The sequence below is a fragment of the Neisseria sp. 27098_8_158 genome (assembly GCF_041433145.1).
Taxonomy (GTDB): domain Bacteria; phylum Pseudomonadota; class Gammaproteobacteria; order Burkholderiales; family Neisseriaceae; genus Neisseria; species Neisseria subflava_E.
This window is the reverse complement of record NZ_JAPWAZ010000001.1, coordinates 784,089-797,825: the sequence shown is the minus strand read 5'-3', so window position 1 is coordinate 797,825 and position 13,737 is coordinate 784,089. Positions and strand designations below refer to the sequence as shown.

Below are 13,737 nucleotides of genomic sequence, written 5' to 3'. Positions count from 1 at the left end.
CATTTGACTCTATTCAAAGCAAAAGAGGGACTTCGTCTTAACGATGGATTCCTTGTGGCCGTTTGATGTAGGGCCGTCTGAAAAGGGCAGTATTCAAAGGTTTACGAATCAGCCTGTATGCAAACTTATAGTGATTTGCTATTTACACGATAAAAATATATAAAGCACTGTTTCAAAACGAAATAACAGTTAATATCATCTATCCTGTTCGTTTCGGGCAACCGAGTGGAAACAGGCCGTCTGACAAAGCGAATATCAAAAGCTATCCTTGAAAGCACGGCTGATTCAGGCGATAATCGGCACACCTTTTTTCATATTTCCAATCTTGTCCAAGGAAGGTCAAACCATGTCTCAACTGGCAAACGCAATCCGTTTCCTCTCAGTCGATGCCGTACAAAAAGCCAACTCAGGCCACCCGGGTGCGCCTATGGGTATGGCGGAAATGGCAGAAGTGTTGTGGACGAAGTTCCTCAATCATAATCCGGCTAACCCGAAATTCTACAACCGCGACCGTTTTGTCCTCTCCAATGGTCATGCTTCCATGATTCTTTACAGCCTGTTGCACCTGACCGGCTACAACGTTTCTATTGATGATCTGAAAAATTTCCGCCAACTGCACAGTAAAACCCCCGGCCATCCTGAATATGGCTACACCGACGGCGTGGAAACAACGACCGGCCCATTGGGACAAGGTATTGCCAACGCTGTGGGCATGGCTTTGGCCGAAAAAATCTTGGCTGCTGAATTCAATAAAGACAGTTTGAACATCGTTGACCACCACACCTACGTCTTCATGGGCGACGGTTGTATGATGGAAGGCGTATCGCATGAAGCCTGTTCGCTTGCCGGTACTTTGGGCTTGGGCAAACTGATTGTTTTATATGATGACAACAATATTTCCATCGACGGTAAAGTGGACGGTTGGTTTACCGAAAATATTCCGCAACGCTTTGAAAGCTACGGCTGGCATGTGATTCCAAATGTAAACGGTCATGATACTGATGCCATTCAGACGGCCATTGAAGCGGCCAAAGCCGAAACCGGCAAACCTTCCCTGGTTTGCTGCAAAACCTTAATCGGCAAAGGCAGTGCCAACAAAGAAGGCAGCCATAAAACCCACGGTGCGCCTTTGGGTGCGGACGAGATCGAAGCCACGCGCAAACATTTGGGTTGGGCTTATCCTGCGTTTGAAATCCCTCAAGAAATCTATGCTGCATGGGATGCAAAAGAAAAAGGCGCGAAACTTGAGGCCGAATGGAACGAGCTCTTTGCTCAATATCAAGCCAAATACCCTGCCGAAGCCGCAGAATTCGTGCGCCGCATGGATAAAAAACTGCCGGAAAACTTCGATGCTTACGTTCAAGCTGCATTGAAAGAAGTGTGTGCCAAAGCAGAAACCATCGCCACTCGTAAAGCCAGCCAAAACAGTATCGAAATCTTGGCAAAAGAGCTGCCTGAATTGGTGGGCGGTTCTGCCGACTTGACCCCGTCCAATCTGACTGACTGGTCAAACAGCGTTTCCGTTACCCGAGAACACGGTGGCAACTACATTCACTACGGCGTGCGCGAGTTCGGTATGGGCGCAATCATGAATGGCCTTGCCCTGCATGGCGGTGTTAAACCATTCGGCGCGACTTTCCTGATGTTCAGCGAATATGAGCGTAATGCCTTGCGCATGGCTTCGCTGATGAAAATCAACCCTGTATTTGTGTTTACCCACGATTCCATCGGTTTGGGTGAAGACGGTCCGACCCACCAACCTATCGAGCAAACTGCCACTCTGCGCCTGATTCCAAATATGGATGTATGGCGTCCATGTGATACCGTTGAATCTTTGGTAGCGTGGTCTGAAGCCGTTAAAGCGGCCGATCATCCGTCCAGCCTGATTTTCAGCCGTCAAAACCTGAAATTCCAAGCGCGTGATGAGCAACAACTGAACGACATCAAACGCGGTGCTTATGTAATCAGCGAAGCTCAAGGTAATGCGCAAGCTATTGTAATTGCTACCGGTTCTGAAGTTGAATTGGCTCTGGAAGCACAAAAAGTATTGGCAGAACAAGGTATCGCCGTACGTGTCGTTTCCATGCCGTCTACCAATGTATTCGACCGCCAAGACGCCGCCTATAAAGCCGCCGTTCTGCCGGAAGGTTTGCCACGCGTAGCCGTAGAAGCCGGACATGCCGACGGTTGGTATAAATACGTCGGTTTGAACGGCGCCGTGGTCGGTATCAACCGCTTCGGCGAGTCTGCACCTGCTGACTTGCTGTTCAAAGAATTCGGCTTTACCGTAGACAATGTGGTTGCCACTGTTAAATCCGTTTTGTAAATCAGATTTTTGATTGAGATAAAAAGGCCGTCTGAAATTCAGACGGCCTGAGACCTTTGCAAAATTCCTTTCCTCCCGACAGCCGAGATCCAAACAAAGATTTTCGGCTGTTTTTGTTTCAAATATCCACTGATTCTACCCAAATTCCCCCTTAATCCCCCTTGGATACCTGATTAATCAGGTATCCGGCCACCTTTTAGGCAGCAACAGGCGCACTTAGCCTGTTAGCCGCTTTCAACAGGTTCAAACACATCGCCTTCAGGTAGCTTTGTGCACTCACTTTAATCAGTCCGAAATAGGCTGCCCGCGCATAGCGGAATTTACGGTGCAGCGTACCGAAACTTTGTTCGACCACATAATGGGTCTTCGACAAATATCGGTTGCGTTTGGTTTGCGCTTCCGACAGCGGATGTTTGCGGTGAGCTTTGCGCATAATGCCGTCCTGCAGTCGATGCTCTTCCAGATGTTGCCGGTTTTCCTCACTGTCATAGCCTTTGTCGGCATAGACGGTCGTACCTTTGGATAATCCTTCCAATAAAGGCGACAGGTGTTTGCACTCATGGGTATTGGCGGGGGTAATGTGCAGTTTCTCGATATAGCCTTCCTCATCGGTACGGGTATGTTGTTTGTAACCGAGTCTGTATAACCCGTTTTTCTTTATCCAACGGGCATCGCTGTCTTTACTCGGTGCGGTTTGGCCACTGACTTGTCCTTCTTCATCGACTTCTATGGCCTGGCGCTGTTTGCTGCCGGCGGTCTGGATAATGGTGGCGTCAACGACGGCGGTGGATGCTTTCTCTACTTTTAAGCCTTTTTCGGTCAGTTGGCGGTTGATCAGTTCCAGCAGTTCGGACAGCGTGTCATCTTGCGCCAGCCAGTTGCGGTAGCGGCATAAGGTGCTGTAATCGGGGATGCTCAGTTCGTCAAAACGGCAAAACAGGTTGAAATCGATGCGGGTGATGAGGCTGTGTTCGAGTTCGGGATCGGAGAGGCTGTGCCATTGTCCGAGCAGGACGGCTTTGAACATGGACAACAGGAGATAGGCGGGACGGCCGCGGTGGTCTCGGAGGTAACGGGTTTTTTGACGATTCAGGTATTGTTCGATCGGCTGCCAATCAATCACCTGATCCAACTTCAATAGCGGGAAATGGTCGATGTGTTTGGCAATCATGGCTTGTGCGGTTTGCTGAAAGAAAGTACTCATGAGAAATCCCCTAAATGTCTTGGAAGGAATTTAGGGGATTTGGGGGAATTTTGCAAAGGTCTCAAATTATTAGATATTTTGCTATTTATGACCACTATTCGGCGACTGACAAAAAAGCCCGCGTAGGGCGCGGGCTTAGGGTAAAAGCGGATTTTATACCTCTTTTACAGGGGTAGCGGCGGTAGTGCTTTTCACCAAATCGACTGCGTGCTGGCAGTTTTGCTTGCTGGTGTAGCCTTGGCCCTGAGCGATGATTTCATGGTTGGCTGCTTTCAAATGCCAACGGTATTCGCCTTTTGCGTCTTTATAGATTTCAAAATACATAAGGTTTCTCCTATGAATGAGTACATGTTTTCTTACCGCTTTGACGGCAAGTCCTGGTCATTGAGCATTTGGGCGGACGGCCCTGAAGAAGCCCGGGCAAAATTTCGGGCTGCACGGGAAAATGCGCAGTATGACGGCGAAGTTGTAACAAAGATTTATACATTTGTAAATATTTCGTGGGTTAAGAAGTTGTACAGACGGATAAAATATTTAATGGGTATCAAAGAATGACCTACCGTGAATTAGTTGAACGTCAGTTGGCTGTGCGCCATGCCGATTTGGAATTGGGCTTAAGCCGCTCCCGCGAACAAGAATAGATGAGAATTGGATGTTAATTACAAAAAAGGTCGTCTGAAAACGGAAATTTCGTTTTCAGACGACCTTTTGCCTTTATCCGTCAAACCGCTGCTGCTTCAGGTTTGGCTTTGTTTTTCTTGAATTTCAACACGGCTTCTTCTTTTGCCGCATCCCAGTCTATCAGCACGAAGCCACCTTCGGCGAGTTTACCGAACAGGAGTTCGTCGGCGAGCGGTTTGCGGATTTTTTCCTGAATCAGGCGGTTCATCGGGCGTGCGCCCATTTGCGGGTCGAAACCTTTTTCCACCAGATATTTGCGCAAGGCTGGTGTGAATTCGGCTTCGACTTTTTTGTCGAGGAGCTGGTGTTCGAGCTGGAGCAGGAATTTGTCCACGACTTTGACAATGATGGGTTCGGACAAGGGCGCAAACGGGATAATCGCGTCCAAGCGGTTGCGGAACTCGGGCGTGAAGAGTTTGTTGATTGCCTGCATTTCGTCGCCGCGCTCGCGTTTGGCGGTAAAGCCGAGGCTGGGTCGGCTGAGGCTTTCCGCACCTGCGTTGGTGGTCATAATCAGGATGACGTTGCGGAAATCGGCACTCTTACCGTTGTTGTCGGTCAGTTTGCCTGCGTCCATGACTTGCAGGAGGACGTTGAAAATGTCGGGGTGGGCTTTTTCGATTTCGTCCAAGAGCAATACGCAATGCGGATGTTTGTTAGCGGCTTCGGTCAAAAGGCCGCCTTGTTCAAAACCGACGTAGCCCGGCGGCGCGCCGATGAGGCGCGATACGGCATGGCGTTCCATGTATTCGGACATATCAAAGCGTTGCAGCGGTACGCCCATCGAGTAGGCAAGCTGTTTGGCGACTTCGGTTTTGCCGACGCCGGTCGGGCCGGAGAAGAGGAAGCTGCCTATCGGTTTGTCGGGTAGGGCAAGGCCGGAGCGCGACATTTTGACGGCGGAAACCAGCGCATCGATGGCATTTTCCTGACCGTAAACCATGTTTTTCAAATCGCGGCCGAGGAATTGCAACACTTGTTTGTCGTCGTGCGACACAGTTTTTTCTGGAATCCGCGCGACTTTGGCGATGACGGTTTCGATTTGCGCTTTACCGATGACTTTTTTCTGTTTGGATTTGGGCAGAATCCGTTGTGCCGCGCCTGCTTCGTCCATTACGTCAATGGCTTTGTCAGGCAGGAAACGTTCGTTGATGTAGCGTGCGGAGAGTTCGGCGGCGGCTTCAAGTGCACCTTGCGTATAGCGGACTTGGTGGAAATCTTCAAACATCGGTTTCAAGCCGCGCAGGATTTGAACGGTTTCGGAAACGGTGGGTTCGACCACGTCAATTTTTTGGAAACGGCGACTTAAGGCGTGGTCTTTGTCGAAAATGGTGCGGTATTCGTCGTAAGTAGTCGCTCCGATACAGCGCAATGAGCCTTTCGCTAATGCGGGTTTGAGCAGATTGGACGCGTCCATCGTGCCTCCGCTGGTGCTGCCCGCGCCGATGATGGTGTGGATTTCGTCGATAAACAAAATAGCGTGCGGGATTTTTTCGAGCTGTTTCAAGACGGATTTGACCCGTGCTTCAAAGTCGCCGCGGTATTTCGTGCCCGCCAACAGCGAACCCATATCCAGCGCGTACACTTCGGCTTCTTTCAGCGTGTCGGGAATGTCGCCGTTGACGATTTGGTGTGCTAAACCTTCCGCCAGCGCGGTTTTGCCTACGCCAGCTTCGCCGACCAAAAGCGGATTGTTTTTGCGGCGGCGGCACAGGATTTGCACCAGCCTTTCCATTTCGTGTTTGCGACCAATCAAAGGGTCGATACGGCCGGCTTTGACTTCGGCGTTGAGGTTGACGGTGTAGTCAGAAAGAGAGCCGGTTCTCTGTTCCGCTTCTTCTCCATCGCGTTCCAGGCCGTCTGAATCATTGCCGTCTTCGTCATCGGGCGAGCCATGGGCAATGCAACGCAAGACTTCAAAGCGCGTAATGGATTGCAATTTGAGGAAATAAACGGCATGGCTTTCGGATTCGCTCATCATGGCAACCAAAATATCCAAAGGCTCTACTGCGGCTTTTCCGGCAGACTGAGTATGCACCATCGCCCGTTGGATGACGCGTTGGAAGCCCAATGTCGGCTGGGTTTCGACCGTATCCAGAAGATGATCGGGAATTTGCGGCGTATTTTCAGCAACGCTTGCCGCAAGCTGCTCAGACAGGACTTTTAAATCCGCACCACACAGTTTCAAGACGTTCGGCACAGCCGCATCTTCTTCTATCAGCACCAAAAGCAGGTGTTCCAAGCTGATAAACTCATAACGAGCGTTGCGTGCTTCACGGTAGAGCAGTTGCAGGATGTGTTCCAATTCGGATGAAAGCATGGTTTAAACCTCTTCGACTATACATTTGAGCGGATGCCCTTCAGCTTTGGCGCGTTCCATGACCTGATGTTGCTTGGTCTGGGCAATATCGCGCGTGTAGGTGCCGCACAGGCCTTTGCCTTCGTGGTGCACCAGCAACATGACGGCCACGGCCTGTTCCTGTGCAAGCATAAAGACTTCGGTCAGGATTTCGACGACAAATTCCATGGTGGTGTAATCGTCGTTCAATAAAAATACGCCGTAACGTTTCGGCGGCTGGGTGTTGATATCGCTGAGCAGGGTATCGGATTGGTGGTCGGTATTCGGATGGTTCATAAGCTTAGATTTCAGTTTTCAGACGGCCTGTTTTAGAGTGCAAACCGTTTTCTGTTGTATTTCGGCAATTTTTTTCTATTTTCCCACTTTTTTGAAAACATAGCTTGACGTTTTGTCTTAACAAATGTAAAAAGACGGTTAAGCAGAAGTTGGCACTCGACCGCGTATGCAATACGTGGGAGAAACGCTGAACGTTTTAGTTTGCTGTATGCCTTATTTTGCTGATTTTGTTAATTTTTAAGTATAGGAAGTTTCTAATGGCAACCGGTATCGTAAAATGGTTTAACGACGCTAAAGGTTTTGGTTTCATCACTCCTGATGAAGGTGGCGAAGATTTGTTCGCTCACTTCTCAGCGATCAACATGGATGGTTTCAAAACCCTGAAAGAAGGTCAACGCGTATCTTTCGACGTAACCACCGGCCCTAAAGGCAAACAAGCTGCTAACATTCAAGCTGCTTAATCAAATGCGCGGCGTAAGCCGTAAAATCATGGCGGGGTTTCCCGCCATTTTTTATGGGCGTTCGGGTCAAAAATTATGAATCAAAATTCATCTTATCAAAATGCTTTAAACCAGTTAGACGAGCTTATCCGTCATTTTCGCAGCGAAGGCGAAGTCAGCTGCGCCGTTGCCGAGCGTGAAGATCAAATCTTGATCCGCCTTGCCGATTTGAAACTGGATTTGCGCCCTGAAGATGAAAAAGCCATTGCCGATATAGACCGCTTTTACCGTCGCCATGTTTTAAGCGAATAAACGTTTCAAAACCGTTTGCCGTTTTATTTTTTAAGCATGCCTGATAAAATAGGCCGTCTGAAAAGTTTGTAAAGAATCAGCACAATGAGTATTGCCAATAATAAAAAAGCCTTTCACGATTTCTTTATCGAAGACCAAATCGAAGCCGGTATAGTATTGGAGGGATGGGAAGTCAAAGCCATCCGCGCTGCACGCGTGCAATTAAAAGAAAGCTATATCTACTGGAAAAAAGACGCATTCTATTTGGTGGGCTGCCACATTACCGCGTTGCCCACTGCCTCGACACACGTCAAACCTGACCCTGTCCGTCCGCGTAAGTTGTTGTTGAAACAATCGGAAATTAATAAGTTAATCGGCAAAACCGAACGCGCCGGTTATACGATTGTGCCCTTAAACCTGCATTACACCCGCGGTAGAATCAAAGTGGAAATCGGTTTGGCCAAGGGTAAGAAACAGCATGACAAACGCCAAAGCCTGAAAGAAGCGGATTGGAAGCGTGAGAAGCAGCGTTTGATGAAAAACGTACGTTGATTTTTTCAGACGGCCTTTTGATAAAGGCCGTCTGAATATTTATTGTTTGAAAATTTTAAAAAGGAAAACAGATGAAAACCATGATTTTAGTGGCGGCTTCAGCCGTATTGTTGCTGGGCGCGTGTTCCACTACAGAACAAAGAGTGTTGAAACCTGAAGAGCTGACCAGCATCAAACATGTCTGCATCATTCAAAATGCAAAAGTAAGGCCGCATGATTTGGATCGTGCTTTGTCTAAAGCTTTGGCAAAACGTGGCATTGGCAGCACTATTGTGACAGCGGATAACCGCGGCAAACTGTATGATTCTTCTTGCCCGTATAACCTGCGTTACAAAACCAAAGGCAATAATGAAATCTTGCGTAAAGGCGTATTTGTGTTGAGAAGCACCAAGTACGCGGTTTCAACTGTCAGCTACTCTTTAAATGATGAAAATCACTTCCGAACCAACCCTGATTTGGTGAAACAGGCTGAAGGCGTTGTGGCCAAATTGTTGGAAAAAAACAGCAAATAAAAGCCAGAATAAAAAACCGGCTTGCCGTGATATGGAGAATATCGGGCAAGCCGGTTTTATTTTCAGACGGCCTTAAATGGATTTGATTTTTTCCCAAAGGGTTTTGACCGTACCTTGATAGTAGGTTTCGGAAGTGCAATAGACTGTTTCTAAAGCACATTGTCCTTGTGAGCCGTATTTTTTGATGCACTGGTTCAAGGCAATTTGATGCACGGTTTTGAAACGTGGGGAGGTAATGGCCACTACGTTTTGAGCAGTCAATTTGCCCATGGCTTTAGGGTAGGCAACAGCGATACAGGTGTTGTGCAGAGGGACAACTGTTTTACAGCCTGTTGCTTGGCCTGCGCTGATACCGGCTAAGGCATCTTGGCCTTTGCAGAATGTTTCGAGTTCGGCTGTCGCATCCAATTGAGTGGCATTTTCTTTGGTGGTTTTGATTTGCAGCGCTTCATTGCTGTCGGCAGGATTTTGCCACATGGCCAGGTAGCCGTAAGTATCGGCAGCCAGGGCGGCAGGAGTCAGTGCGCAAAGGATAAGTGTCGTTAGTGTTTTTTTCATGTTTGTTCCCTGTTTGTTGGGTATTTGTTGTTATTATAAAGCAAAAGTACTTATTTGATATAAATTTGCTTTTAAAATGAATATTTGAGTGTGGCAGATAGATTATAGGCCGTCTGAAATTTCAGACGGCCTTTTGATTATGTTTTAAATAATAGGGCGTAGCTTAGATGCTTATACGCTGTGGCGGTCGAGCCAACGTTCGGCATCAAGCGCGGCTTGGCAGCCGGAAGCTGCGCTGGTGATGGCTTGACGGTAGGTATGATCTTTGACGTCGCCTGCTGCCCATACGCCTTCGATATTGGTTGCGCCGACATTGTCGCCGGTACCACCCTTGGTTTTCAGGTAGCCGGTTTCATCCATATCGAGTTGGCCTTTGAAAATATCGGTGTTGGGTTTGTGGCCGATGGCGATGAAAACACCTTTTACAGCGATTTCTTCAGTGCTGCCGTCATTGTGTTTCAGGCGTGCACCGGTAACGCCGCTTTCGTCGCCCAAGATTTCGTCAACCGAGCTGTTGAGCTTGAGGATGATTTTGCCTTCTTCGACCCGTTGCATCAGCTTGTCCACCATGATTTTTTCGGCACGGAAGCTGTCGCGGCGGTGAATCAGGGTAACGGTGTTGGCGATATTGGCAAGGTAGAGTGCTTCTCCTACAGCGGTATTGCCACCGCCGACTACGGCAACATCTCGTTTTTTGTAGAAGAAACCATCGCAAGTTGCACAGGCGGAAACGCCTTTGCCAGCAAAGGTTTCTTCGCTTGGCAAACCTAAATATTTGGCGGATGCGCCGGTGGCAACGATGAGCGCATCGCAGGTGTATTCGCCCATATCGCCTTTGAGGGTGAAAGGACGGTTTTGCAAATCAACGGTGTGAATTTGGTCGAAAATCATTTCAGTACCGAAGCGTTCGGCATGAGCTTGGAAACGGGCCATCAGTTCCGGACCTTGTACGCCTTCTGCGTCGGCAGGCCAGTTGTCCACTTCGGTGGTGGTCATCAATTGTCCGCCTTGCTCAACGCCTGTAATGATCACAGGGTTGAGGTTGGCACGGGCGGCATAGACGGCGGCAGTATAGCCGGCAGGGCCGGAGCCGAGGATGATGAGTTTATGATGGTTGCTCATGATGGTTTCCTTGCTGATAAATGATTGAATTTTGTCGTATCTAAGCTTTCAGATGGCCTGAATTTTACTTGAATCTGCCGCTGTCTGAAATATGTTTGTTGCTTGGGTTTAGTGGCTGTCTTTCCATTGATAGTATTTTGAGCCGAGGAAAGAGCCGAGTTTGCGTAGGAAAGGCTGGGTAATGATGTTGCTGTGGCGCAGTTGCTCAAAAGGTTTCAGACGGCCGTCGTCTCCCATAATGGCTTCAGCAATCGCCAAACCGGCGATGCCGGTAATCGCCATGCCGTGTCCGGAATAGCCTTGGGCGTAGAAAACGGTAGGGGCGAGGCGGCCGAAATGTGGGGCGAGGTTGCGTGTAATGTCGCATTCGCCGCCCCAAGAATGCTCGATTCTGACGTCGGTAAGTTGCGGGAAAACTTTCAGCATGTCTTGGCGGACGAGTTTGGTCATGCGGTCTGGATCGTCGATAAACTCGTTGTCCTTTCCGCCAAAGAGCAGGCGACCGTCGGCGCTGAGGCGGTAGTAGTCGAGGACGTGGCGGTTGTCGCAGATGGCCATATTGTTGCGGATCAGGTCTTTGGCACGCTCGCCCAGAGGCTCGGTGGCGATGATAAAGGTACTGACTGCAATGGCTTTTTGTTCCAATATTTTGAATTTCGGGTGTAAACCGGCATAAGTATTGACGGCATAAACGAGGTTTTTGCACTCAACGCTGCCATTGGGCGTATGAACCAGCCAGCCGTTATCGCATGGCTCGATACGTGTCATCGGGGATTGCTCAAAAAGTTGTGCGCCTGCATCGGCTGCCACTTTGGCAATGCCTAAGGTGTAATTAAGCGGGTGTAAGTGGCCGGATAAAGGATCAAATTGCGCGCCTTGATACATATCACTGGCAAGTTGCTGCTTCAGCGTGGCTTTATCCCAAAGCTGGTAATGGCTTGCGCCATAATGTTTTTGGGCGTGTTCGTGCCATTGTTGCAATTCTTCCCAATGCTGAGGACGGACGGCGACGGTAGTGTAGCCGCGTTGCCAATCGCATTGGATGTTGTGTTTTTGAATGCGCGAGTCAACCAGTTCAACGGCTTGCAGGGATTGCTGCCAGAACCATTGTGCCTGTTCCAAGCCGACTTGTTTTTCGATTTCTTCCATGCCGCAGGCAAAGTCGCTGATGACTTGTCCGCCGCTGCGACCTGATGCGCCGAAACCGATACGGGCGGCTTCAAGTACGATGACTTCATGGCCGTTTTCGGCAAGCGGTAGGGCGGTGCATAAGCCGGACAGACCGCCGCCGATAACGCAGGTTTCAGTTTTCAGATGGCCTTCAAGCGTCGGATAAGACGGATGGGGATTGGCCGTGCTGACATAGTAGGAAGGAAGGTATTCTTTGAAGCTGGGATTGATCATGATTCGAGCTTTAGGTTGGTTTTCACTTCATTGAAATTGGTTTTCAGACGGCCTTAAATGTGGGCTTAGATTCAGGCCGTCTGAAAGGATAAGATGCAGTTAATAAAACAGGCTGTTCCGACACTTTATCGGACAGCCTGTCTGCATATTAGGCGGCTTTCTCGGCTGCCAATTTTTCTTGGCGGTAGGCTTCGGCAGCCTCGCGTTCCCGTTTGGTTGCCTGACGCATCATCCAGTAGTTGACGACAATCACCAGCGTACCGATGATACCGATCAGGATGGTTGCCAAAACGTTCATCTGAGGGTCAAGACCGAGTTTGATTTTGGAGAAAATTACTTGCGGCAATGTCGATGAACCCGGGCCTGACAGGAAAGAGGTAATTACCAAGTCGTCCAAAGACAGGGTAATGCCCAAGAGGAAGCCGGAAGCAATCGCAGGGGCAATCAACGGCAGGGTAATCACGAAGAAAATCTTCAGCGGACGGGCACCCAAGTCCATAGCGGCTTCTTCCAAGGATTGGTCCAATTCCACCAAGCGCGAACGGATAACGACGGTAATGTACGCCATGCAAAGCGTGGTGTGGCCGAGGAAGATGGTGAAGAAGCCACGATCGAAGTAGAGCGATTGCAGCAATTCACTGCCTTGCAGGAACATTTGCACCTGAATAATCAACAGCAGCATGGACAAACCGGTAATCACGTCAGGCATCACCATAGGCGCGGAAATCATACCGGCAAACAGGGTGCTGCCTCGGAAGCGTTTGATACGCGCCATGGCGTAACCAGCTAATGTGCCGAGTGCTACGGCGGCAAGCGACGAAACGATGGCGATACGCAATGATAGCCAGGCCGCTTCCAAGATGGTGTCGTTTTCCATCAATGCGCCGTACCATTTGGTTGAAAAACCGCCCCAAACGGTAACCAGTTTGGATTCATTGAAAGAATAGATGACCAAAACCACCAGCGGAATATAGAGGAATGCCAGCGAGAGCAGGAGCATCAGTTTCAAGAACCAGGATAATTTGGTTTTCTGCATTATTTGCCTCCTTCTTCCAATTCGCGGTTTTCATAGTGTTGGAACAGGGCAATCGGTACAACCAACAGGGCAACCATGACGACGGCGACGGCAGAAGCCAGCGGCCAGTTGTTTTGGTCGAAGAATGCCTGCCACAATACTTTACCGATCATCAGGTTTTCAGAACCGCCCACCAATTCAGGAATCACAAATTCGCCGACAGCCGGTACGAAGACCAGCATAGAGCCTGCGATGATGCCTGTTTTGGATAAAGGCAGGGTAATGGTAAAGAACGATTTGATCGGACCTGCGCCCAAGTCGGAAGCGGCTTCGAGCAGACGGTTATCCAGTTTTACCAATTGTGTGTACAGCGGCAAAATCATAAACGGCAAATAGGCGTAAACCATCACCAAATTCAGCGAAAAAGCATTGTAGAACAGGTCTAAAGGCTCGCTGATGATTCCGTATTTGATTAAGAAATTGTTGATGATGCCGTTGTGACCCAATAAGCCCATCCATGCGTAAACACGCAACAGGAAAGAGGTCCAGAAAGGCAGCATGATTGCCAACAGCAGGCCGTTGCGCGCAGCCGGATTGGCGCGTGAAATGGCATAAGCGGTCGGATAACCAATCAACAGGCAGATGATGGTCGTCGTCAGCGCAGTCTTAATCGAAGACCAGTAGGTCATCAAATAGATATTGCTGTTTTCACTGTCGCCAAACGGATTGAGCGTATTCCAAAAGTTTTGGAAGATGTCGGCGTAGTTCTGATAGCTGATGGCAATGTTCAGACGGCCTAAGTCTTCATCAATCGTGGTCAACGGCGTAAATGGCGGAATGGCGATTTCTTGTTCGGCAAAGCTGATTTTCAATACGATGGCGAACGGAATCAGAAACAGCACCAAGAGCCAGATATACGGCACGGCAATCACTGCACGCTGTCCAGGACGGCGAAACAGTTTCTTTTTCAGTTTTTTAAGGTCCATTGCATTTCCCT

Annotated in this window: 15 protein-coding genes; 6 read left to right on the top strand and 9 right to left on the bottom strand. The window is 49.2% G+C overall.

Features of this window, described 5'->3' with window-relative positions; all coding sequences use genetic code 11:
- Nucleotides 1–346: 346 nt before the first annotated feature.
- The gene (tkt, locus tag O3681_RS03855) at nt 347–2,326 is read left to right on the top strand and encodes a transketolase (protein WP_371459328.1); all 1,980 of its coding nucleotides are present in this window, start codon (nt 347–349) and stop codon (nt 2,324–2,326) included.
- A gap of 196 nt (nt 2,327–2,522) precedes the next feature.
- Here the strand turns inward: tkt and O3681_RS03850 are convergent, their stop codons facing one another.
- Nucleotides 2,523–3,530 carry an IS5 family transposase gene (locus O3681_RS03850; RefSeq protein WP_107723456.1) on the bottom strand — a complete coding sequence of 336 codons (1,008 nt, stop codon included), beginning with the start codon at nt 3,528–3,530 and terminating at the stop codon, nt 2,523–2,525.
- 153 nt (nt 3,531–3,683) lie between these two features.
- The gene (locus O3681_RS03845) at nt 3,684–3,854 is read right to left on the bottom strand and encodes a YegP family protein (protein ID WP_107723455.1); all 171 of its coding nucleotides are present in this window, start codon (nt 3,852–3,854) and stop codon (nt 3,684–3,686) included.
- A 12-nt stretch (nt 3,855–3,866) separates the two neighbouring features.
- On the opposite strand from O3681_RS03845, the gene O3681_RS03840 reads away from it, so the two are divergent.
- Nucleotides 3,867–4,085, top strand: coding sequence for a hypothetical protein (locus tag O3681_RS03840; protein ID WP_107723454.1), 219 nt, complete (start codon nt 3,867–3,869; stop codon nt 4,083–4,085).
- Nucleotides 4,086–4,251: 166 nt separating this feature from the next.
- Here O3681_RS03840 and clpA read toward each other — a convergent pair whose 3' ends face one another.
- Nucleotides 4,252–6,531, bottom strand: coding sequence for an ATP-dependent Clp protease ATP-binding subunit ClpA (clpA, locus tag O3681_RS03835; protein ID WP_371459327.1), 2,280 nt, complete (start codon nt 6,529–6,531; stop codon nt 4,252–4,254).
- A gap of 3 nt (nt 6,532–6,534) precedes the next feature.
- Nucleotides 6,535–6,846: an ATP-dependent Clp protease adapter ClpS gene (gene clpS / locus O3681_RS03830; RefSeq protein WP_003679561.1), complete on the bottom strand. Its 312-nt coding sequence runs from the start codon at nt 6,844–6,846 to the stop codon at nt 6,535–6,537.
- Between the two features lie 257 nt (nt 6,847–7,103).
- Here clpS and O3681_RS03825 point away from each other — a divergent pair, with 257 nt between their 5' ends.
- From O3681_RS03825 to O3681_RS03810, 4 genes are all read left to right on the top strand, one after another.
- Nucleotides 7,104–7,307, top strand: a complete 204-nt coding sequence (locus tag O3681_RS03825; protein WP_003682902.1) for a cold-shock protein — start codon at nt 7,104–7,106, stop codon at nt 7,305–7,307.
- Nucleotides 7,308–7,382: 75 nt separating this feature from the next.
- Nucleotides 7,383–7,598 (top strand): hypothetical protein, encoded by a 216-nt coding sequence (locus tag O3681_RS03820; protein ID WP_003679564.1) that lies wholly within the window; start codon nt 7,383–7,385, stop codon nt 7,596–7,598.
- A gap of 84 nt (nt 7,599–7,682) precedes the next feature.
- Nucleotides 7,683–8,129 (top strand): SsrA-binding protein SmpB, encoded by a 447-nt coding sequence (gene smpB / locus O3681_RS03815; RefSeq protein WP_003679566.1) that lies wholly within the window; start codon nt 7,683–7,685, stop codon nt 8,127–8,129.
- 71 nt (nt 8,130–8,200) lie between these two features.
- A complete protein-coding gene (locus O3681_RS03810) occupies nt 8,201–8,641 on the top strand; it encodes a hypothetical protein (protein WP_371459326.1) in 441 nt (146 codons plus the stop codon).
- A 72-nt stretch (nt 8,642–8,713) separates the two neighbouring features.
- Here O3681_RS03810 and O3681_RS03805 read toward each other — a convergent pair whose 3' ends face one another.
- The 5 genes from O3681_RS03805 to O3681_RS03785 form a co-directional block, all read right to left on the bottom strand.
- Entirely contained in the window at nt 8,714–9,199 is a 486-nt protein-coding gene (locus tag O3681_RS03805; RefSeq protein ID WP_070849676.1) for a DUF4189 domain-containing protein, read from the bottom strand.
- 171 nt (nt 9,200–9,370) lie between these two features.
- Nucleotides 9,371–10,321: a thioredoxin-disulfide reductase gene (trxB, locus tag O3681_RS03800; RefSeq protein WP_371459325.1), complete on the bottom strand. Its 951-nt coding sequence runs from the start codon at nt 10,319–10,321 to the stop codon at nt 9,371–9,373.
- Nucleotides 10,322–10,429: 108 nt separating this feature from the next.
- On the bottom strand, nt 10,430–11,725 hold the full coding sequence (locus O3681_RS03795) for an NAD(P)/FAD-dependent oxidoreductase (protein WP_371459324.1): 1,296 nt from the start codon (nt 11,723–11,725) through the stop codon (nt 10,430–10,432).
- 148 nt (nt 11,726–11,873) lie between these two features.
- Nucleotides 11,874–12,761, bottom strand: a complete 888-nt coding sequence (locus O3681_RS03790; RefSeq protein WP_003679574.1) for an ABC transporter permease subunit — start codon at nt 12,759–12,761, stop codon at nt 11,874–11,876.
- Nucleotides 12,761–13,726, bottom strand: coding sequence for an ABC transporter permease subunit (locus O3681_RS03785; RefSeq protein WP_049335897.1), 966 nt, complete (start codon nt 13,724–13,726; stop codon nt 12,761–12,763). The genes O3681_RS03790 and O3681_RS03785 overlap by 1 nt, the downstream gene beginning before the upstream one ends.
- Nucleotides 13,727–13,737 lie beyond the last annotated feature (11 nt).

Bases quoted from the DNA above. Each gene is read 5' to 3' on its own strand.
- trxB (WP_371459325.1), bottom strand. From the start codon at position 10,321: ATGAGCAACCATCATAAACTCATCATCCTCGGCTCCGGCCCTGCCGGC.
- O3681_RS03810 (WP_371459326.1), top strand. From the start codon at position 8,201: ATGAAAACCATGATTTTAGTGGCGGCTTCAGCCGTATTGTTGCTGGGC.
- O3681_RS03805 (WP_070849676.1), bottom strand. From the start codon at position 9,199: ATGAAAAAAACACTAACGACACTTATCCTTTGCGCACTGACTCCTGCC.
- O3681_RS03840 (WP_107723454.1), top strand. From the start codon at position 3,867: ATGAATGAGTACATGTTTTCTTACCGCTTTGACGGCAAGTCCTGGTCA.
- clpS (WP_003679561.1), bottom strand. From the start codon at position 6,846: ATGAACCATCCGAATACCGACCACCAATCCGATACCCTGCTCAGCGAT.
- O3681_RS03785 (WP_049335897.1), bottom strand. From the start codon at position 13,726: ATGGACCTTAAAAAACTGAAAAAGAAACTGTTTCGCCGTCCTGGACAG.
- clpA (WP_371459327.1), bottom strand. From the start codon at position 6,531: ATGCTTTCATCCGAATTGGAACACATCCTGCAACTGCTCTACCGTGAA.
- O3681_RS03845 (WP_107723455.1), bottom strand. From the start codon at position 3,854: ATGTATTTTGAAATCTATAAAGACGCAAAAGGCGAATACCGTTGGCAT.
- O3681_RS03795 (WP_371459324.1), bottom strand. From the start codon at position 11,725: ATGATCAATCCCAGCTTCAAAGAATACCTTCCTTCCTACTATGTCAGC.
- O3681_RS03850 (WP_107723456.1), bottom strand. From the start codon at position 3,530: ATGAGTACTTTCTTTCAGCAAACCGCACAAGCCATGATTGCCAAACAC.
- O3681_RS03790 (WP_003679574.1), bottom strand. From the start codon at position 12,761: ATGCAGAAAACCAAATTATCCTGGTTCTTGAAACTGATGCTCCTGCTC.
- smpB (WP_003679566.1), top strand. From the start codon at position 7,683: ATGAGTATTGCCAATAATAAAAAAGCCTTTCACGATTTCTTTATCGAA.
- O3681_RS03820 (WP_003679564.1), top strand. From the start codon at position 7,383: ATGAATCAAAATTCATCTTATCAAAATGCTTTAAACCAGTTAGACGAG.
- tkt (WP_371459328.1), top strand. From the start codon at position 347: ATGTCTCAACTGGCAAACGCAATCCGTTTCCTCTCAGTCGATGCCGTA.
- O3681_RS03825 (WP_003682902.1), top strand. From the start codon at position 7,104: ATGGCAACCGGTATCGTAAAATGGTTTAACGACGCTAAAGGTTTTGGT.